The 21168-nt window shown below is 44.9% G+C and carries 19 protein-coding genes and 1 pseudogene; 11 read left to right on the top strand and 9 right to left on the bottom strand.

All coding sequences use genetic code 11. The features are described 5' to 3' along the window. A partial coding sequence (locus tag RID09_RS14380; RefSeq protein WP_446336611.1) for a two-partner secretion domain-containing protein occupies window positions 1-1843 on the bottom strand: 1843 nt, incomplete at its 3' end. Window positions 1844-2266: 423 nt separating this feature from the next. Between RID09_RS14380 and sbcC the strand changes: the two genes are divergently transcribed. Further along, a complete protein-coding gene (sbcC, locus tag RID09_RS14375; protein ID WP_446336610.1) occupies window positions 2267-5287 on the top strand; it encodes an exonuclease subunit SbcC in 3021 nt (1006 codons plus the stop codon). 95 nt (window positions 5288-5382) lie between these two features. On the opposite strand, the pseudogene RID09_RS14370 reads toward sbcC, so the two are convergent. From RID09_RS14370 to RID09_RS14345, 6 genes and pseudogenes are all read right to left on the bottom strand, one after another. Beyond that, window positions 5383-5517 (bottom strand): annotated as a pseudogene (locus RID09_RS14370) (DUF433 domain-containing protein); the annotation flags it as partial. Window positions 5518-5734: 217 nt separating this feature from the next. Further along, window positions 5735-6508, bottom strand: a complete 774-nt coding sequence (locus RID09_RS14365; protein WP_446336609.1) for a pentapeptide repeat-containing protein — start codon at window positions 6506-6508, stop codon at window positions 5735-5737. 161 nt (window positions 6509-6669) lie between these two features. Continuing rightward, on the bottom strand, window positions 6670-7260 hold the full coding sequence (locus RID09_RS14360) for an HD domain-containing protein (protein WP_446336608.1): 591 nt from the start codon (window positions 7258-7260) through the stop codon (window positions 6670-6672). Window positions 7261-7325: 65 nt separating this feature from the next. Beyond that, window positions 7326-7958 (bottom strand): class I SAM-dependent methyltransferase, encoded by a 633-nt coding sequence (locus tag RID09_RS14355; protein ID WP_446336607.1) that lies wholly within the window; start codon window positions 7956-7958, stop codon window positions 7326-7328. A 10-nt stretch (window positions 7959-7968) separates the two neighbouring features. Then, window positions 7969-8739 carry a DUF3386 family protein gene (locus RID09_RS14350; RefSeq protein WP_446336606.1) on the bottom strand — a complete coding sequence of 257 codons (771 nt, stop codon included), beginning with the start codon at window positions 8737-8739 and terminating at the stop codon, window positions 7969-7971. A 93-nt stretch (window positions 8740-8832) separates the two neighbouring features. After that, complete coding sequence (locus tag RID09_RS14345; RefSeq protein ID WP_446336605.1) at window positions 8833-9591, bottom strand: Uma2 family endonuclease; 759 nt, start codon at window positions 9589-9591, stop codon at window positions 8833-8835. A gap of 220 nt (window positions 9592-9811) precedes the next feature. Between RID09_RS14345 and RID09_RS14340 the strand changes: the two genes are divergently transcribed. The 6 genes from RID09_RS14340 to RID09_RS14315 all read left to right on the top strand — a co-directional run bounded on the left by RID09_RS14340 (window position 9812) and on the right by RID09_RS14315 (window position 14278). Next, window positions 9812-11629: an ABC transporter ATP-binding protein gene (locus tag RID09_RS14340; protein ID WP_446336604.1), complete on the top strand. Its 1818-nt coding sequence runs from the start codon at window positions 9812-9814 to the stop codon at window positions 11627-11629. A 404-nt stretch (window positions 11630-12033) separates the two neighbouring features. Further along, on the top strand, window positions 12034-12198 hold the full coding sequence (locus RID09_RS14335; protein WP_446336603.1) for a hypothetical protein: 165 nt from the start codon (window positions 12034-12036) through the stop codon (window positions 12196-12198). 59 nt (window positions 12199-12257) lie between these two features. Continuing rightward, complete coding sequence (locus RID09_RS14330) at window positions 12258-12563, top strand: helix-turn-helix domain-containing protein (protein WP_446336602.1); 306 nt, start codon at window positions 12258-12260, stop codon at window positions 12561-12563. Beyond that, window positions 12553-13449 carry a reverse transcriptase family protein gene (locus tag RID09_RS14325; RefSeq protein WP_446336601.1) on the top strand — a complete coding sequence of 299 codons (897 nt, stop codon included), beginning with the start codon at window positions 12553-12555 and terminating at the stop codon, window positions 13447-13449. Before RID09_RS14330 ends, RID09_RS14325 begins: the two co-directional genes overlap by 11 nt. A 222-nt stretch (window positions 13450-13671) precedes the next feature. Beyond that, on the top strand, window positions 13672-13899 hold the full coding sequence (locus tag RID09_RS14320; protein WP_446336600.1) for a hypothetical protein: 228 nt from the start codon (window positions 13672-13674) through the stop codon (window positions 13897-13899). Continuing rightward, complete coding sequence (locus tag RID09_RS14315) at window positions 13889-14278, top strand: PIN domain-containing protein (protein WP_446336612.1); 390 nt, start codon at window positions 13889-13891, stop codon at window positions 14276-14278. Before RID09_RS14320 ends, RID09_RS14315 begins: the two co-directional genes overlap by 11 nt. Before the next feature lie 105 nt (window positions 14279-14383). Here RID09_RS14315 and RID09_RS14310 read toward each other — a convergent pair whose 3' ends face one another. Further along, entirely contained in the window at window positions 14384-15604 is a 1221-nt protein-coding gene (locus tag RID09_RS14310; protein ID WP_446336599.1) for a peptidoglycan recognition protein family protein, read from the bottom strand. A gap of 160 nt (window positions 15605-15764) precedes the next feature. Between RID09_RS14310 and RID09_RS14305 the strand changes: the two genes are divergently transcribed. Then, a complete protein-coding gene (locus tag RID09_RS14305; protein ID WP_446336598.1) occupies window positions 15765-16616 on the top strand; it encodes an alpha/beta fold hydrolase in 852 nt (283 codons plus the stop codon). Between the two features lie 188 nt (window positions 16617-16804). On the opposite strand, the gene RID09_RS14300 is transcribed toward RID09_RS14305, so the two are convergent. Beyond that, window positions 16805-18187: a serine/threonine protein kinase gene (locus tag RID09_RS14300; RefSeq protein WP_446336597.1), complete on the bottom strand. Its 1383-nt coding sequence runs from the start codon at window positions 18185-18187 to the stop codon at window positions 16805-16807. Between the two features lie 162 nt (window positions 18188-18349). On the opposite strand from RID09_RS14300, the gene RID09_RS14295 reads away from it, so the two are divergent. From RID09_RS14295 to RID09_RS14285, 3 genes are all read left to right on the top strand, one after another. Beyond that, window positions 18350-19525 (top strand): nuclear transport factor 2 family protein, encoded by a 1176-nt coding sequence (locus tag RID09_RS14295; RefSeq protein WP_446336596.1) that lies wholly within the window; start codon window positions 18350-18352, stop codon window positions 19523-19525. A gap of 105 nt (window positions 19526-19630) precedes the next feature. After that, entirely contained in the window at window positions 19631-20116 is a 486-nt protein-coding gene (locus RID09_RS14290; RefSeq protein ID WP_446336595.1) for a DUF4079 domain-containing protein, read from the top strand. Between the two features lie 155 nt (window positions 20117-20271). Next, complete coding sequence (locus RID09_RS14285) at window positions 20272-20922, top strand: Uma2 family endonuclease (RefSeq protein ID WP_446336594.1); 651 nt, start codon at window positions 20272-20274, stop codon at window positions 20920-20922. The last annotated feature ends 246 nt before the right edge of the window (window positions 20923-21168 follow it).

The following is a 21168-nucleotide window of genomic DNA, read 5'->3' as shown; positions in this document are numbered from 1 at the left end:
CAATTGGGTCACTGGGATTTACGGTATCTGTGTCCCCATCATTGGCAATTGGGTCACTGGGATTTCCAGTATCTGTGTCCCCATCATTGGCAATTGGGTCACTGGGATTTCCAGTATCTGTGTCCCCATCATTGGCAATTGGGTCACTTCCGGTATTTAAGACATCACCATCTGTTACGTCACCAATCAAGTCATCATCAACAGTTGAATCATCATTTGTTCCGCCACCAAGCAATGCACCATCATCTATCGTGCCACCACCTGTCGTGCCACCACCTGTCGTGCCACCTGTTTGTCCACCTGTCGTGCCACCTGTCGTGCCACCTGTCGTGCCACCTGTCGTGCCGCCTGTCGTTTCACCACCACCTGTTGTGCCACCTGTCGTGCCGCCTGTCGTTTCACCACCACCTGTTGTGCCACCTGTTGTGCCACCTGTTGTTTCACCACCACCTGTCGTACCACCACCACTGCTGAAAGGAGGAAAACTAACGTTATTTAAAGGACTAGATATGGAAGGATCATTGAGCCTACTTAATATGTTGGAGGGTTCAGTAATCTTGCCGGACTCCTGCGTGAAGTTTTGGGCAACCCAATTTACTTGACCTTGCTCACCCGGTCCACGATTGAGTATTCTTATATCCCCCCGAATGGTAATTTCGCCTTGAGGAGCCTCTAACGTAAAAGTAGCACTATTTCCTTGACCTTGATCTTCACCAAAAATATTTTTTAGATCAATATTGCCTTGTAAGGTAGATATCTGTACCGAACCTGCGCTTCTATCTCCTCCGCTGCTATCGCTGGTTCTAATATCACCCGTTTTTATGTCCTCTATAGCCAATAACGAGACAGAACCGGGCGCCGTTTGACGGTTAGAACTCGTATCGATATTTCCTGTGGTAATACTATTGGCGGTGATATTGAGACCGTCTTTTGCCCTAATGTCCCCTGTCGCGACAACATCGCCATTATTTACAGTAATTCCAGAGCCTGATAAGATTACCCGATTACCATCCGCGATCGCTTCAGTTGCATGATCAATCCCTCCTCCTGTCAGCAGTTGAGGCAAAGAAGCTACATTACCATCCCAACTGCCTGGATTACCACTTACTGAGTCTACCGATTCAAACTCTAAATTTAGCACCATTCCCGGTTGGCTGAGGCGCACTACCGTATCACCGGGTACTGTGGCAATGGTCACTTGACCTTCTGGTGCAGAGATAGTACCTGTACTGACAACTGTGCCACCGATTAAGGTTAAGTTCCCATTATTAACCGTTAAGTTAGCCGAGCTAACAATTCCTCCGGGTTGAGGCGTATTAAAGGCAAAGGAATTGTTCGGATTTCCCGCTAGCTGATTTGCGTCGATAGTACCTGTGGCATTAAACCATTGGTCATTGCCTAAACCAATTGACGTAGCGGTTGTCGCAGTAAAGTCCCCTGGCACATTCAGACTTGCACCTTGACCAAACACAATACCAGCCGGATTCATCAAAAACAGATTGGTACTGCTCGTTCCTCCCAAGACTTCGATGAGTCCATTGATTTGAGACAGATTGCCACCTGTAACCCGACTTAGAATGTTTTGAATATTAGAATTGACATTAAAAATAGCACTTTGTTCTGAATCCAGACTAAACTCTCCAAAGCTGTGAATCAGATTACTGCCAGCTTCAACGCCACCTGTAATGCCAAATTGATTGCCATTTGGGGTAACAATCGTTCTATTACCCGTTGTATTATCTTCGGTAACTTGTGCTTGGGCAACCTTAGCAAAGCCCATAAGTCCTGTTAGACTATAGAGGGCTGCCAGTGATTGACTTATTCGGCGTACAGCTCTTTTCATCTGGCTCACTTGAAAAACAGTAAATGCTGAGTCCCCTAACTGCTGGTGTTATCACTTTCCCTGATGTTGTAGCTAACCAGAACCGTTGCGGTAGGTAGCAGGAAGGTATTTTCTTGATCTTGACTCTGGCTATTCTATTATTGTATACAATTTTACCCTTTCTTTTTCATTACCCTGTCAAAAGTGATTTTTCTTTCCACAGGTTTAATGATTTTTGAGGGCTAACGCTGCATTTTGAGCCAGTGAGAGTAACTGATACTTACTTTTTTGAGCAGTTTCTCCTAGACTCCTATTATATTAAATATTGTAAAATTGTCGAGAAAAAGGCTGGAATCCGCATCCCGGCGTCTATAAACTATGGAGAGCGTGCGTATGTACTGACAATTTTCTTGCATCCCTAATTTCAATGGCATTCCAGCCTGCATGATTCCCCTGAAACTGACCCTGAAAAATTTTTTAAGCTACCGTGAAGCGACTCTCGACTTTCGCGGACTGCATACGGCTTGTATCTGTGGCGCCAATGGTGCTGGGAAATCTTCTCTCCTCGAAGCAATCACCTGGGCGATTTGGGGACAATGCCGTGCTGCGTCGGAAGATGATTTAATCCATGCCGGAGCGAAAAATGTACGGGTAGACTTCATCTTCCATAATAACCAACAAACCCATCGGGTGATTCGGAGCAAGCAACGGGGACAAAGCAGTTCCCTGGAATTTCAAATTGAAACGCCCGATGGATTTCGTTCCTTAACTGAAAAAGGATTACGGGCAACTCAACAGCTTATCCTGCATCATCTTAAGCTGGATTATGATACCTTTATTAACTCCGCTTACTTGCGTCAGGGGCGTGCGGATGAATTTATGCTACGGCGTCCCTCGGAACGCAAACAAATCTTAGCTGATTTATTGAAACTGGATCAATACGAAACCTTAGCGGATCAAGCAAAGGATTTATCCCGCCAATTCAAAGGTCAAGCCGAGCAACTCGAATCTAGTTTACAAGCCATTCAGCAGCAATTAGAGGAACGAGACGCGACGCAGGAGCAACAAGACGCCACTCAAACCACCCTACACCAACTACGCCAAGACCACGAAACCGACCAAACCCAACTGCACCACCTGCAATCTCTCAAACACCAACGCCACACCTGGGAACAACAACTCACCTTTGTTCGCCAGCAATACCAAAATCTCACCCAAGAATGCGATCGCCTGCATCAGGATATTACCACCACCGAAACCCAAAAGCAGCAATTAGCCACCATTCTCGACCAAAACGAGCAAATTACTGCCGGTTATTCCGATTATCTGACACTGCAACAGCGAGAAGAGAGTCTCAGCCAAAAGTTCCACGCAGATCAAAACGCCCACCGCCAAAAACAGCAGCTACAACAGCAACTCAACCAACAGATTCAGGAATTGAATCTGCAAATCCGCCAAACCCAAGCTCAACTCGACGCCCTGCGTCCCCAAGAACAAGAAATTCACCAAATGCTCACTCGTTCTGCAGATGTGGCTGAAGCCTTGGAAAAACTCAACACCGCCCGTACCCGCCTCAATCACCTGGATCAACTTCAACTCGACGTTTCCCCCATTCTGCAACGCCGCGCCGCCTTGCAAAGCGAATTAGATCGCATCCACGCCCGCCTCAGCGCCCGTTTAGATGAACTCAACGCCTCAGAAGATCAATTATCTCACCAAATCGCCACAACTCCCCAACTGCGACAAACAGTTCTGCAAGTTGTCGCCGAAATCAGTACCTTAGAAAAAAAGAAAGTTTATCAACAGCGCGTACAAGAAAAAGGACTCGAACGCCGCAGCTTTCAAGAACGACTGCAAGAAAGCCAGCGCCGTTATGAAAAACAACTCGCCGAACTCACCCAGAAAATCCAAATGTTACAGGTTCAGGACGCTGTTTGTCCCCTGTGCGATCGCGCCTTAGATGAAACCCATTCCCACCACGTTATCCAAAAAACGACAACCGAACAACAGGAAATCCAAGATCAATTCTGGGTGGTGCGAGAACAGCTAGCGGTTTGTGAACGGGAACTGCAAGTCTTACGTCAAGAATACGCCCAACTCTCCCAAGAATTGGCACCTTTTGAGCAATTATTAGAACAACGGGGACAACTCGAAGCCCGACTCGAAGCCACCGATGAAGTGTATGATCGCCTCTACGACATCTCCGAAGAAAAGAAACAACTAGAGCGATCGCTAAGTGAGGGAACCTACGCCCTAGATGTCCAAACCCAACTACAAACCTTAGATAGCCAACTACAACAGCTAAACTACAACGAACAAACCCACGCCCTCGCACGCGGAGAAGTCGATCGTTGGCGATGGGCGGAAATCCGCCAAGCCAAACTCGAAGACGCCCAGCGACGCCTAGAGAAAATTCAGGAACAACAACCCCAACTGCAAGCCCAACTCGATCAGCTAAACCAATCCCTAGAGGAGTTACAAACCACCTCTCCCCTAAAACAGGAAATCGATGCGATCGAGGAACAAATTCGCGAAATTGGCTATAACTTAGACACTCACAACCAACTGTGCACCTCCCTGCGACAAGCTCAATCTTGGCAACTACGCCATCAAGAATTAACCAAAGCCCAGGAACACTATCCTCAAATCTGTCAACGATTAGATAGCCTGACTCAAACCCTAGCCAAGCGACAAGGCGATCGGGAAGCGCTGAACACACAATTAGCGGAAATTGTCAAGCAATTGGAACAGTATCCCGACACCAGCCGCGACTTACAAATACTAGAACAGCGTATCCTACAGCGACGCCGACAACTAGACGAACACCTATCCCAAGTCGGGCGTTTACAACAGCGCTTAACTCAACTGGATACTCTGCAAACTCAATATCAAGAGCAAACGGAACAGGTTAAAACTTTACAACGGCAATATCGAGTGCATCAGGAACTAGCCAAAGCCTTTGGGAAAAATGGTATCCAGACGCTGATGATTGAAAATATTTTACCCCAATTAGAGGCAGAAGCTAATCAAATTCTATCGCGACTCACCGGAAATCAGTTACACGTCCAAATTGTTACCCAAAAAGCCGGAAAACGGGCATCAAAGCGCAAAAGTAAACTCATCGATACCCTCGATATTTTAATCGCTGACGCCAGAGGAACGCGCCCTTATGAAACCTATTCTGGGGGTGAAGCCTTCCGGATTAACTTTGCCATTCGCCTCGCCCTAGCCCGACTCTTAGCGCAGAGAGCGGGAACTTCCTTGCAAATGCTGATTGTCGATGAAGGCTTTGGTACGCAAGACGCTGAAGGGTGTGAGCGATTGATTGCGGCAATTAACGCGATCGCATCCGACTTTGCTTGTATCTTAACGGTAACTCACATGCCCCAATTTAAGGAAGCCTTTCAGACACGAATTGAAGTACGAAAAACTGAGGAAGGTTCTCACTTAAGTTTACTGATGTAACACTTAAAATTATTGGGCGGGACGATTTACTCGCATCACTTTTCCCCGTAAGGATTCTTCCAGGGAAATAGGAAATAGCTTGATGAATTCGGGTTGCCATCACAAACACCAGACGTTTTTTCAATTTCCTTCCAATTGTTATTGAAACTTTGGGTTAGGAGGTGAATTAATTGAGCTTTTTCAGTCGGCTTTAGAGCAAGTAATTGAGGTTCTAATTCTTTGATGTTCATGATTTAAATTATGAATTATCCAGAAAAAAGGGAGCGGTATAGATGGAAGGGCGCAAGGATGATGCCCCTACATTCGGGTTTACCCCATAGGCTTAAGAAAAGTAATAGCATTTACCCTTACGATAACTCTTCACGTCCAAATCCTTCAAAAATCCTCTGCGTTACTTTGCGTTAAAAAAACAAAAATTCGATGCTCAGGATATAAAACCCTCGTCGATCAAAGCGGTGCTAAAAACCGCAAAAGCAGTGAACCAATACCTACAAGGGCATTCCCAAAAGATGGGCGAGAGCGAACTTCGGGGGGATTTTGGGTAATTTCCACCATGGCGATCAGATTCTGCGAGGCTTGGAAACCAACTGGGTTTTCTTGATTGGTAAAAAGCTGACTAGCAACTTCAGCATCTCGGCTAGCACCGCCGTGATCACTTAAGCGAAATCGGGCAATTCCTCGGGCTAAATAGGCGGGAGCAAATTCAGCTTTGAGATTCAGAGCTTGATTATAATGTTCAATGGCAGCTTGGTAGTTTCCCCGTTCTGCTTCAATCACACCCCAGGCATAAAAATCTTCAGCGGTTCCGGCATACTGAGGAAGACCAATGGTTCCTTGAATATAAGCGCTACTGAGATCCGTACCAAACAGTTGAGCATTGACGAGATAAGCACTTCTCAGATCCGTTCCCACTAAAATAGCGCCACTGAGATTTGCGCCAGTTAGGTTTGCACCATTGAGAGACGCGCCACTGAGATTTGCGCCGGTGAGATCCGCCCCCACTAAATTTGCCCGACTGAGATTAGCGCGACTCAAATCTGCCCCACTCAAGTTTGCCCCGACTAATTCTGCCATAACTAGACCCGCATCGGTGAGATCACATCCGGGACAGTTTTTGGTGGAGAGTACCTTTTGGATATTTTGTAGATTTTCAGCCAAGGCGCTGGTATTCAGAGTGATGGCGGTGAAAATAGCAGCCGTGGTTAGAAGTATTGGTTTCATGGCACGATAATGGGGTGAATGGGTTACGGGTTTTACGCGATCGCAGCCGTAAGATACAGATAAAGGCAGGTTTAGTGACAAACCCGTTCATCAAGTTGGGGCGGGTTTATTTACATTCGGGTGACAACCAATGATAGAGGTAAAACCCGCCCCTACACAGATCACCACTCAGAATTCTGGTCAGTTACACCTGCTAATAATTCTAATTCACTCACCACCCGATCCAATTCGTCAATAATCGGCATAGACTTCTGGGTGCGGAAGGCTTCAATCAAGGAACGGTAATACCAAAGTGTACCTTCTTTACGCCCATGAAAGCGTTGCCACACCTTATCCCCTACAATACGATAATCTTTAAGAATTGACCAAGCATTATGCAGCTTATCGGCTGCAGACACTAAACGAACCGAAGCCGAGGCTGTGGGAATATGTGCAATATAAGCCGCTTTGCGCTGACGCCAAGGGGGTTTGGGTGTGGTGTCAGCATCGGTGCAACCATCGACAATTTCAGTAATTTTATCCCCAAAGCGGCGGCGAATTTCTTCACGGGTTGCTGCACCGCCTTGGTCTTCAATGGCATCATGGAGAAGGGCTGCGATCGCTTCATCTTCATCTGCCCCATATTCTAAGGCAATACTGGCAACAGCTAGCAGGTGGGCGATGTAGGGAACGCCATTCCCTTTGCGGGTTTGGTTGGCGTGCAATTCGGTGGCAAAGGTTAAGGCGTCGGTAAACCGTTGGGAGAGTTTCATGGAAAAATTAGGACAAAATCTAAATTAAATTAGTAACAATTTTGACTGAATTTACAGCAAACAACTTACCGAAAATCTGGATTGCGTCCTATTCCGAAGCCAGCAAACTTCTCGCTTCCGAGACAGGAGACGCGATCGCGCATATCATCGAACTGAGTTCGCTCAACAATACAGTGATTCGGTTGCTGCTTTTCCAGTCCCCAGAACAGAAGTTGTTCCTTTTCCAGACTGTATTTTCCCTCTAGACGCAGAGAACCATCGACCAATTTTGACCGGACATTAGGATTATGTAGAGTACAGATAAGTTGCCCACCTTCACGCAAATGGTTGTGAATTGAGCGGAGTGTATTTTTTTGGTCTTTCTTTGACAAAAGTTCCGAAAATGAATTGAACGGAATAATCGCTAATTCAAAATACTCTTTCAGGTTTAACTCTCGCACATCAGCCTGCTGAATCTTAGGTAAAAACCCCTTTTGTGCCAGCTTTTTTTGCAGAACAGTTAGCATTTGTGCCGAAGCATCCACACAAACCAGCGAAACGCCAGCTTCTAATAAAGGAATCGAGACGCGCCCCGTTCCTGCCATCAATTCGAGAACTTGACCTGATACTTTACGGGTTTCTCGAATAAAAAAGGAAATATCGATATCACTATGGACATAGATATCATACAACTCAGCGACTCGATCCCACTCAATCATTTTTTTCTAGTTACAACGGCTGAATATCATTAAAGCGAATCCTCGTATCCGCCACAGGTTTTTCTTCAGGATTTTCCTCCTGGGCATATCGAATCGTCCGGTTCGTTAGCAAATAGTATTTGCCCACCTTTTCATGAAAATCTCGCACATCTTCTTTCTCCAGAATTTCACCTGTTTGGGCATCGCGAAACGTGGTTTTAAAGTGACTGACTAAATAACCCTCTGGAGTTTTAGTTGTGCCTAGAGTGTCAACTGTTACTGCTACATCTCCAAAGCTGCGATTCACTTGAGTAATTACATCCCCTTTAACCTTATAGTAGGAATTATCACCCACTTCATTGATTTTTAACGCGCCATACTCGTCTTTTCCCTTTAACTCAAAGTCATTGTTACCATGCAACTGCTCAAACGGTACTCGGCGGCGGTGAATAATTTCCATCTTAACAGTATTGGCAACCAACTCCCGCAAATCCTCCGGTTCAAGATTAATGACTTCCACAGTCAGCTCCGGTTGAACCCGAACGATTCCCTGGTCAATATCTCCCTTATGAGTAATCGAAACCTCTGCGGAATAACCCGGAAAATTTTCATCCCAGGTATAGCGCTGATTGTATGCATTGCGAAAGGCTTCACTGGCTGATACTGTAGCGATTTGAGTTGGATGAGTGTTTGAGATAGACTGAGCCTTCGCACTTGCGGGTAGTCCAAAGACGAAGCTAAAACTAGCGATAATTAAACTTAAACTCCAACAGATGATGCGATGCTGTAATGGCTGTGTCATGATTTTAATCGGCTATCGACATTGAGGATAAATCTCTATTTTACAAGGGGATGTCCATCAGCATGAGGTTAATGATTTTCTCCCCCATATCTCCTAATTGTCTGGTTCTTCTCCTAACTCTCGCAATCGTGCGGCTAAACGTTCAGCGCGTTGATGTTCAGATTCAGCGCGTTGATGTTCAGATTCAGCCCGTTGATGTTCAGCTTCTTCGGGTAATAAAACTAAATTACCCTCTGAGTCATAAAATCGTAACCACGGTGCTGTTTCTCTGCTTATTGTTCCTTGCCAAATTCCTAACCATAACCCTAAAGTTTCGCACCATAACCATCCTGACTCATTCGGAACCAACGGTTGATAACGTAAATTTGCATCCAACCGCCATCCCTGTAAAGAGTCTGGGTTAAACGGGTCAAACACAAAATAATCCGGTGTTCTAAAGGTTCCTTCGTAAATATCCTTTTTTGCCCCAATATCAGTATTAGCTGTAGAAGCAGACATCAGTTCAATAATCACATCTGGGTAACGCCCCTCTTCATCCCAGACTACCCAACCTTGGCGAGAACGGGTTCCATCCACATTCAATACCACAAAAAAATCCGGTCCTCGGAAATCCCGATTTCGTGCCTGGGTGCGACTATAATAAATGAACATATTACCACCCACAAAGTAATCCTCTCGCTGTGCCAAGGCTTGGTGGGTTAACTGAATCAACAGATTCATGGCAATGCGGTGGCGGTTACTTTCCAAGGGTTCTCCATCATCAAAAATTAAATCAGTGGGTGGCATTTGGGGTTCCCAGTCCACCACGGGAGTTGTTGGGGAACTCTGAGTCTGAGTCACCTCAGTTGACATAATACAACGCCTCAATCTGTAATATTCTGTCTTATTATTGTATAGCGTTTTTCATAAGATGTACTTATGTGTGGGCGCAAGCCTTGCGCCCCTACATTTTGATTGATATACCTTACACACTTAAGCAGTAGAAACTTCCCCTGTCACCGGAAAGTCTTTGTAGAAATGATGAAAGCTGATAGCGTGAGACAGAGGAAAATTGCATTTGGGTGATTATACATTGAAAACCCGTTCTCATTACTGGCAACTGTTGCCTTATCTTCGCCCTCAAAGAGTTACCATTGGGCAAGCCTTAGCTTGTACTGTGGGATTTGTCGCCGTGTGGCCCCTCTTGGCTTGGCTCGCGGGGCGGATTGCGGCTTATGTGGGACAGGGAAATGTGGGCGCGATCGCACAAGTTGCCGGAATTGCTGCTTTAATTTTCTTGGGTCAGAAGCTGGCACAGTATGGGCAAGACACCCTAATGGCAAAGGCTGCCCTAGCTATTACTCTGGATTTGCGGAAAAATGTCTACGCCCACCTGCAAAGCCTGAGTCTTGATTACTTTGAAACGGCTAAAACCGGGGACTTATCCTATCGACTCACCGAGGATATTGACCGCATTGGCGAGGTGGTAAACAAGTTCTTTCACCAGTTTGTCCCCAGCGTTTTACAGTTGGTTGCTGTCTTCGCTTATGTGATTTACTTGAACTGGCAACTTACCCTAGGTATTGTACTCATTGCCCCGTTAATGGGTCTATTAATTGGCTGGTTTGGTGAACGGATGCGCCAGTTTTCTCGGCGTAGTCAAAATAGGGTGTCAGATTTATCGGCGTTGCTGATTGAAGTCTTGAGTGGTATTCGTTTAGTCCAAGCTTTTGCGGCTGAAGAGTACACATTAGAGCGATTTAGTCAAGAGGCAGAAAACAATCGTCAAGCCAAGTATGCGGCGGAACGGTTAAAGGCGATTCAGTTTCCCGTGGTTGGGTTTCTGGAGGCGATGTGCCTGTTATTAGTCTTTTTACTAGGGGGATGGCAAATTGCCCAAGGTAACTTGACTGGGAGTGAATTTGTCAGCTATGGTGCGGCGGTTGCCATGCTCATTGATCCGATCGCGATCGTTACTAGCAACTATAACGAATTTAAGCAGGGTGAGGCATCGGTTGATCGCATCTTTGAACTTTTTGCCATTGTGCCAACGGTGATCGAAAAAGAGGATGCGATGACTCTCCCCCCGGTTACGGGTAAAGTGGAATATCGCCAGATTAGCTTTGCCTACACTCAAGCCCAAGAGAACTTAGAAAGGGCGGGTTTTGAAGAAACGTTATCATCAATCGCCAAAGATCAAGACGCGCCATGGCACGTCTCTACAATTAAAACGCCTTGGGTGCTCAAAGACTTAAGTTTTCTTGCCCAGCCAGGAGAAGCGATCGCGTTGGTTGGGGCATCGGGTGCGGGCAAAACCACTTTAGTTAATTTACTCCCCCGTTTCTATGATCCGCAAGCCGGAGAAATTCTCATCGATGGGATTAATATCCGAGACGTTACCCTAAAAAGCCTGCGGCGGCAAATTGGCATTGTTCCCCAGGAAACTACTCTATTTTCTGGCACCATTGCCCAGAATATTGCCTTTGGTCAAAAAGACTTTGACTTAGACGCGGTTCAAGACGCCGCCAAAATAGCCAATGCTCACCAATTTATTATTCAATTCTCCCAAGGGTATCACACCTGGGTGGGAGAACGGGGAATCAACCTATCTGGAGGACAACGACAACGCCTTGCGATCGCGCGGGCGGTTCTCCTGAATCCCAGTATTCTCATCTTAGATGAAGCCACCTCTGCCTTGGATTCAGAATCAGAAGCCTTAGTCCAAGAAGCATTAGAACGGATTATGAAAGAGCGCACCGTCTTTATTATCGCTCATCGCCTAACCACCGTGCGTCGCGCTGACCGAATTTTAGTCATGGAACAGGGACAGATTATCGAGTCGGGAACCCATGCAGAATTGTTAGAGCGAGGGGGACGTTATGCGCGATTCTATGCACAACAGTTTACTTAAAGCGATAGAAAATAAGTTCGCTGATAGCGCAGCGCAAAATTTACCATTTTGCGCTGCGCTATAGTAGGTTCAGTCGGGTTAAAGGAGATATTCGTCACTCACTGGATCGCTTTTGCGATCTGAGGAAGATGGGAAACCGTCTTCTGCCGTGCTTCATAGTAGTCTCAGTATTTCACAGATTCGTGACGCATTGAGTACGCCTCTGGTTAAAGATTAAGCGGCTCTAGATCGCAATGAACGAGTGAAGTCTAGTACTAAGCACACCAGCGCAGCGCAGCCAAGGCGAAGTGTCTGCGTTGGGATAGAAAGGGTCAAAACTGCCGTTCTCCAGGTTTGTTTGAGGCGACGCTCATTTACCTTGTGGTGAATGAGTGCAAATAAACCCTAACAAAGGAGATCCGTTTATGGAAAACCAAAATCCCGACAAACGGCAAGAGCAATCGAAAAAGCGTCAATACAAGCGGTGGCTGAAATGGCTCCGCAACCCTCAGACGCTCCGTCTACTGTTTAAACTTGGTCCAGTCATTTTCAATATTTTGAGATGGCTAATCGAGTTGTGGCAGGACTAGATTGCTAACCCTTCTTCTATACTCCCTTGAAGAAACCCTCTAGCCACAGGAGGTTAGATATGCTAAACGAAGCTCTAAGGTTGATGAGGGTATTCCATGACTTATCGCAAAAGGAGTTAGCGGGAAAACTAGGAATATCCAAGTCATATCTCTCAGAAATTGAATCAGGCAAAAAAACTCCAACACTTGATTTACTCAATCGATATTCGCAGTTCCTCGATATACCTGTATCCTCAATCATGTTCTTCTCGGAAAGCTTGAACAAAGATATAAAAGTAGAGAAACTGAGAACATTTGTATCCTCAAAAATCCTGGCGATACTTAACTTTATTGCTGAAAATTCTGGTCATTCGTATGTCAAGTAGCCGCTCTAAGCAATATAAACTAGACCAGTCACCTTTTTACTGCTTAAAGTCTAAGAAAAAACTCGCCAAGTTGTTGCATGTGAGTCTGGAAAACCTCAAATACCTGACCCAATCAGAGAACTTGTATATAGAGCAAGATAGGTTTGAGCCAAAAAGACAAAAGATTCGTCATGTGGAAAAACCCAAGCTTATCCTAAAACAAGTTCAGAAGCGAATTGAAGAGCTTTTAAAGCGAATTGAGATTCCAGACTACATACATAGTCCAGCCAAAGGGCGTTCCTATATAAGCAATGCTAAAGCTCATGTAAATAATCCTGAAGTAAGGAGTCTCGATATTGAAAAGTATTTCCCTTCTACTCCCTCTAGACGTGTCTATTGGTTTTTCCACAAGCGAATGAAATGTTCTTCGGATGTGGCTGGTATCCTGACCAAACTCTTAACTTTCAAAGATCATCTGCCAACTGGTAGTCCATCCAGTCCTATTCTGTCATACTTTACTCACATAGATATGTGGGAGGAGATCAGCGAAATTGTCGAAAGTGGAGGTTGTACCTTAACCCTCTATATGGATGATGTCACAATTTCAGGGAGGCAGGTTCCAGGGACATTGATATGGCAAATCAAACAACAGTTTTATCGTTGTGGGTTACGCGATAACAAGAAAAAAGAAAAGCATTATGCGGGCGAAAAACCGCGTGAAATAACTGGAGTGATTATGCGGGATAATCAGCTAAAGCTTCCAAATCGACAACATCTGAAGATGCATCTGTGTCGCCAATCCATTCAGCAAGAGGTTAATTGCGAGAAACGAGATCAAATCAAACAAAGCTTGAAGGGGTTAAAATCACAGGAACAACAAGTAAAAAAAGCTAATTTAGATATCTAATTCTGCTTTTTCAGGACTTAGAGTTTAAGGGGCTAAACTAACTATAACACCGGTTCAATAATCGAAATTGATGCTAGAATTCACGAAAAAACGTAACAAAAACGACAGAATCATCCCTTTTGTTCCAGACGTTGCATGCAACGTCTGGAACAAACCGCTATTACGCTTACTGGCGGTCTAGCTAAACTAGAATAAGTTTAGAATTTTGGGCAGGAGAGCAAGATGGATACACCTATCCTGGATAAGCTAATTGAACAACTGAAAGTTATGCCTCAAGACTTGCAGTGGCGAGTGCTTGAATTTGCACGCGCTATTGCCGATACACCAATTCAAGGCGTCCCCGGGCAACAATTACTACGTTTTGCAGGTTCAATCCCACCCGATGATGTTAAGTTGATGCGCCAAGCCATAGAACAAGACTGTGAACAGGTTGACCTTAATGAGTGGTAGATACTTATTAGACACTAACATCATCATTGCGCTCTTTGCGGATGAGGTAGCCGTGAAAAACAGCCTGATCCAAGCTGATGAAATCTTTGTTCCCAGTATCGCCGTTGGCGAGTTATGTTATGGAGCTAATAAATCAGGACGTTCAAAAGAGAATTTAGAACGGATTGAGGAATTAATTGCTAACAGTACTGTCCTTGGATGTAATACACAAACAGCCCGTCACTACGGGGATGTCAAAAATAAGTTACGTCTTAAAGGGCGTCCTTTGCCTGAAAACGATATTTGGATTGCTGCACTTGCTCTCCAATATAACTTGACATTAGTAACCCGCGATGGTCACTTTCAGGAAATTGAAACCCTACTAACTGTTGTTTGGTAAGTTTGAAGCCGAATGGTACTGAAATAAGCATTTTTGGCTCACCGAAACTCTTGATATACTGTAGAGTGGACATTGCTCACCACCCTTAAGTCAGTACCATTCCACTTAAGCTAAATTCAGAACAGACCACGTCACCGCCCCCACAATCCCATCTGCTGTCATCCCCTGGGAACGCTGAAACGCAATAATAGCGCTTTTTGTCTTGGCACCATAGATCCCATCCGCAGGACCTGGATCAAAGCCTTTTTGCCGCAAAATCTCTTGGGCTTTCTTCACTTCTGGACCCACGGAACCTTCCTGGAGCGGTAAAAAAGGGTCTGTCGGTTGATTGCGCCATTTTTGGGAAAACTCCACCAATGTCGCCTGCGACACTTGTCCTTGTAACCACTGAATCGCTTGAATTTGGTGGGGGAGTTCCCGGTAATACTTATAGGTATCGAGGAGTTGAACCTGGGTGAAAGGGGCTTGTGAACCCAAAGGTGTACTTCCCCCTGGTGTTGTCTCCGGCGTTGTCGGAGTACCGGTGTCGGTGGGAGGTGGCGGTGTAGGTTGAGAAACCCGTTCTAATACCTTCCACGTCGCTGGTCCGACCAAACCATCGGCATCTAACCCATGAAACTTTTGGAACAAAACTACGGCATCTGTAGTACCTGCGCCAAAAATACCATCAATTGGACCCACCTTAAACCCTTGGGCGCTGAGAATTTGCTGAAGTTCCTTGACTCTCGGTCCGGTGTCCCCTTCCCGCAAAATCGCTGGGAAAGAGGTTCCCAGTCGCTGACGTACTTCCTGGCGCAAGCGAGGTAATTGGCTATATAACCAATCCCCAGGACATTGAGTGGGAGAAAAGTCGCGATGTCCGAGAATATTATCCGGGCTAATCTTAGTGGTTGAGCAAATCGAGGCGCACAAGTCAACCAAACTATCCCACTGTTTGGCATTCATTTGATAGGTGGTAAATGTTCCTTCATTTTCAATACCCGGTGACTCATTCCCTTTATTACTACCCGCATGGGATGAACGGATACTGCGTCCCCCTTTAACCGCATTCAGACTTCCATGTCTGCCTTCTAGCAAATACCCACCTGTCGTGTTCAAAAAATTGTGACCGGAATCAATCCAGCCAAAGCCGTTCATATGGGCTGTTTGAATGCTGCGAGCCAAGGTTTTGGCGCCCGTCAATGTTCCTCTGGATAGATCATTGGGAGGATTAGGAGTCGCCGTATGGTGAATGATAATATATTGCGGTCTCGTTTGCTGGGGCCACTGTTTGGGAGCTTTAGCACCCCATTCGTTCGTTGAAATAACACTAGCTGTAAATGCCATACCGATTGTCTCCCTCTATTAAATCTCAATTAGTCGTAAGTTTACTCAAACCAATAGGATTTGTTCTGATTCTATTGACCTAATCCTTGCTCAGTAGAATGCTTTATCTTTTGTTGATATTTGCTATTCTACGTTCGGATTGACTCGTCTGGAACTCGAAATGACACCAACACGGCAAACTGTATCCTTATCTGGAATCCAATTGTCTTATCTAGAGTGGAATCAAGGTTCAGAACCCTTGTTACTGCTCCATGGTTTAGCGGATCACGCTTTAGTGTGGTCAAATTTAGGAGAGTATTTGGCTCAGAGTTATCATATCATCGCTCCCGATATGCGGGGTCATGGGGAAAGTAGCAAGCCTGAAGATGATTATACCTTTGCCAGTGCGATCGCGGACTTGGAAGCCCTCCTGGATCACTTGGGATGGTCATCAGCCCATATAATTGGACATTCCTGGACGGGTAAATTAGCCCCGATTTGGGCAAAACAGCATCCCGAACGGTTCCGCAGCATGATTTTAGTTGATCCAATCTTTATCTGGAAAATGCCCAGTCTGCTCAAGGTTACATTCCCTTTGTTATACCGAGTTTTGCCTTTTCTCAAAGGGATGGGTCCATTTGAGAGTTATGAAGACGCTGAACAAAAAGTACGTCAGTTAAGTCAATATCAAGATTGGACGCCATTACAGCAGCAAGTTTTTCAAGCCAGTATTGAACAAAAATCCGATGGCTCTTGGGGGAGTAAGTTTACCGTTGCTGCCCGTGATGGTACCTTTGAGGATGTGATGCTCGTCGCCGGATTAACAAGTCCGATTCATATCCCCACCCTGTTTGTGCAACCAGAAAAAGGGGTGAATCGCCAAGAATGGCAACTGAAACCATATAAAACTTATTTGAAAAATTTACAAGTTTGCCAGGTTCCCGGTAATCATTGGCCCTTTTTAGTCGCGCCAAAGGAATTTAACCGAACAGTAGAAGCGTTTTTAGAGAAACATAGAGAAGCTACAGCTTAACCCGGATGAGCTTCATCTCTTCAATAAGTCTGCCAAAATGTCAGCATATCTTAGAAGGTGTGAATGTAGCCAAAATCGGTGCTTCAGATTTTGTCTTTACCTGATAATCTTACGTTCTTGTGGGAACAGCAAAGCAGAACTACCGTTTAATCAAGATAATGGTTATTTACAATTGTCTGCTCATCTACCTATCTGCTAATCGGTAGTTCTAGCCAGTCGCTAAGTTCATGAGCTAACCAGTCCAACTCGGTTTCAGATAGCAAACCATTACTACCAACCTGAAATTTTTTAGTTCCAGCCCAAATATTAATTTGGGGTTCAACTTTCACTGTACTACCTCTTGCACCCATCTTATAAGACGTTTGAGTGCGTTCTAATTTGATAATTTGAGTCCGTGGTGCAGGGCGATGACGCTGGTATTTAAAGCTCCACATTTGATACTTCAAAGCAATTTGCTCGTGATCTATTCGTAAGTGGGTTTCTCCTAACAGATTAAATAAAATCGTTAGAATCAGCCAAACCCCAACTCCTAGATGCCCTAAAGCAAAAAATGCACCAAACCATCCGCCTGAACTCCAGTTTTGTAATGCCATGTAATACCAATTAACTAAGAAGCCATTCCAGATTATTGCAAAGCCAATAGTGGGTATCAAAATCAAACTGAAACCTTTAGGTGGAATAAAAATCTCTATGCAATCGCGTTTTTTTGTCAACACAACTCTAGAATCAGCGGGTTTCTTCGCAACTAAAGATAGACATTTCTGCTGTTGTGGATTCTCTAGAGCTTGCAAAGCATGACTAGCCGACTCTAATCGCCGCTCAAGACTTGGCTGTGTCATCCACTGCAACCAGTCGATGAAACTGGGTGATAAACTGACATAGTTCTCAAAGCAAATTCGTAAATCTTTTTGAGGCAGATCGGCGGGATGCTGTCCTGATGCTAAATAAATTAGTGTGGCTCCTAAACTATAAAGATCAGAAGCAGGCACCGCTCGCCCCCCGAACTGTTCAGGTGGCATATAGCCATAAGTACCAACTACTGTTATTGTCCCTTGTTCCACGGCTGCGGCTTGCACAGCGCCAAAGTCTATTAAGTAAACTTGACCGACATGAGAACCGGAACGATTAGTGAGCAAAATATTGCCTGGTTTAATGTCGCGGTGAATAATGGGAGGATAGCAATTGTGCAGATAAATGAAAATTTCTAAGAGGGCTTTGGCAATTTGTTTGAGATCTGTCTCATTAAACCTTCGTCCCACTTTGACATGCTCTTCTAATGAGGGAGCATTAATATAGCTTTGTACCAAGGAAAAGCCTTTACCCTGATCTGTCTGAATATCAAAGTAGTCCAGATAGCGAGGGATGGCTGGGTGGGAAATATTCTGTAAAGTTTTGGCTTCGCGTTCAAAAAGTTTGACTGTTTCCCATGTCAAATCACCGCTAAAGGTTAGCAGTTTCACGACAACGAAGTTTTGGGTGTACTGATCCAAGGCGAGTAGTGTACACTGACCTGCTCGTTTTCCCAGGGGGCGTTTGATTTGATAACGCGCTTTTAAAATTTGATGAGTCATAAATTATACCCCATTCGGGTAGGAATACTCTTATTTTGTATTTTTATCAAATTATAGCCATTCAAACTATTACTCCCTTGAAAAGTGCGAAAAACACTGATTGTGAGCAGTTTTGCCTGCCGGATGTCAGATATAGTTTCAATAGAGTTACAAACTGTCCCCATGACAAAACCTGCTCATTTGATTATTGAATCCCTGTATCAGGCAATCAACCGCAGGGATATTTCAGCGGCTATAGATTGCATCGATGACGAGTGTATCTATGAAGATCTCAACTTTCCCCAACCCTTTCGCGGGAAAGCCGCCGTTCAGCAGCTTTTTGAAGAAGCCTATCGAGGTGTACCCGATGACTTACTCTTTATTATTGATGATATTACAACCGCAGATCCATCTTCCACGGGTGTCCTTTGGCATGTTGAACTTGATGGTATTCCCTTTCCCAATGGACGAGGGGTCAGCTTTTATCGTCTGTCTGAAACCACGGGTAAGTTAGTTTTTGCCCGTGATGTGGTTGAACCGCCCATTAAACCCGGTAAAGTTGCATTCTGGATTATCCGCTTAGTCACTCCTTTGGTACGACGACTGCTGAAACGCCAGCCAGAAACCAGTGCTACTGCTAAATCAGAACAACCTCAGCCTGGGGTTGCGATCGCGTTGGCACTGTTGGCGATAGTCTATACTTATATGCTCTTGCTTTCTCCGCCGAATCAGCTTGTTCCAGGGGAACCAATTTGGGCGATTCAACCCGAAACTCTACAGGAAATTCTAGATGAGTCGCTCAATTTTTTCTTAATCTTACCGATTTTAAATGCGGTGGGCATTAATTATATGAAGTCACCGACGGTTCACCCTACCCTAGAAGCACTCTTCAACTTTGCCGAAGCCTGGATATTTATGTTTCTCCCTTTGCTGTTAGCTGACAAAAGGGGACGCCAGTTACCGAAGGTTTTGATGTGGAGTGTGGTAATGTTCCTAACCAATGTTATTCTTACTCCTTATATGGCACTACGTTATACCGTTCCCCCTCCTCAAGAAAAGGATGAACCTAAAAAAGGCTGGTTAGCTCGCCTTTTCGGATGGATAGGGCTGGTTGTGGGGACTTTAGCTATTGTATGGGGTTTTGTAGGAAGACCGGAGTTTGGAGATTTAGCACAGAGGGCGCATTATTTTAGGCAACTGCTGATGAGCAACCGAGTGGTTATTGCCTTTTGTGTTGATTTGGTGCTGTTTTCCATTTTTCAGGGTGTATTATTAACCGCCGTCATTCCCTCGGACAAAAAAGAGCGCTGGTTGCGATATGTCCCGTTTTGGGGATTGGCGGTTTGGCTGATTATCTGATTAGTCATTTGTCTTATGTCCAAGCTTTTTTGCCGCTCATTTAAGTGGCTGGGAGCGAAAAGCGTGTCAAAATAGATAGATGTAAAGAAATATGAATTCAAACCGATGGGAGAACAACTGAGTCAAGCGCTAGAACCTCTCGCTGCGTGGTTTCGCAGCATAGGCGTTCCTGAGCCGATTGTTCACTGGGGACATCCTGTCATGATGGGAATTGTGATAATTGTTCTCGGCAGTTTTGTCGCGTATATGGGATGGCGTAGTCGCCTAACAAAGGATGGGGAAGTGGCGGCGAAAAGTCGTGCATCTCACCGTCAGCTTGCACCGTTGATGTACCTGTTTATTGCGCTGGGTTATACCGGAGGAGTTCTTTCCTTGGTTATGCAGCATAAACCTATCTTTGAAAGTCCACATTTTTGGACAGGTTCTTCTGCCGTCATTTTGTTAGGAATTAACGCGCTAATCGCTTTAACGGGTTTTGGGGGTAACAAGAAGGAATTTTTTCGTACTGCTCATGCTTATTTAGGTAGTACGATTATGATCCTGCTCGTTGTTCACATTTTCCTCGGTCTAAAGCTAGGTCTTTCAATTTAAGGTAAGCCAGAACCTAGGGGCGGGTTTTACTGATAACATGTTGGAAACAACTGATAACTTTATGAAACCCGCCCTTCTAATCAGTTCAGCGGAGAAGTTAGGGACGTTCCGGTGTAACGTCTCTACAAAAGGGATAATTTGTTCAGGAATATGTGATGACAACAGCTACGTTTGAACTAACCGAAAATCGGGTCATTCTGTCAAATATCAGTTGGCAAACGTTTGAGCAGTTACTCGCAGAATTAGGGGAAAATCGCTGCGCTCGTTTGGCTTACAATGACGGAGTATTAGAAATTATGACGCCCTTAGGACCTCATGAAAATAATAACCGCTTTATTGAAAGCTTAATTGGCGCGATCGCAGATGAACTAAATCTTAACCTCAAACGGCTTGGTTCTCTCACTCTGAAGCAAGAAAAACGAAAAAAAGGGGGAGAACCTGACTCCTGTTACTACATCCAAAATGAACCCAAGGTTAGACATAAACAAGAGATTGATTTGGCAAATGACCCGCCACCCGATCTAGTATTAGAAATTGACATGACCAGTGGTTCTATGGATAAACTGCCAATTTATGCCGCGATTGGGGTACCAGAACTGTGGCGTTATGATGGACGTAAACTCGATGTGTTTGTTTTATATCCAGAATCAACGAGTTATCAATCTGTGGAGAGAAGTCCGACGTTTCCATGGCTACCGTTAGCAGCAATCCCTCGGTTTATTCGGCAAAGTTTAGCGGATGGAGAAACCGCAACATTACGGGCGTTTCGGAGTTGGGTGAGAGAACAGCAACCCGATTATAGATAAAAGGCGATCGCGAATACTTAATAGGTTTAAATGTCGGTTTATCATATTGTCGTCTTGTCGGGTGGGTTAGGCGAGATTTAATTAAGAAAACCAACCTTTTGATTTCCTATCCGCCGTAACCCACCCATCCATGATTTTAGAGACACCATCCTTGCGCCTCTACAATATTAATCACAAAAAAATAACTGTTGTATCGTTTTATTAAAACATCAGTCCCAAATGATTGAGAATAAGCGAGACTACATA

It is taken from the genome of Coleofasciculus sp. G1-WW12-02, from assembly GCF_040219735.1.
GTDB lineage: Bacteria > Cyanobacteriota > Cyanobacteriia > Cyanobacteriales > Coleofasciculaceae > Coleofasciculus.
The sequence above is the reverse complement of the archived record's forward strand: the minus strand, read 5'-3'. Positions and strand labels throughout refer to the sequence as shown.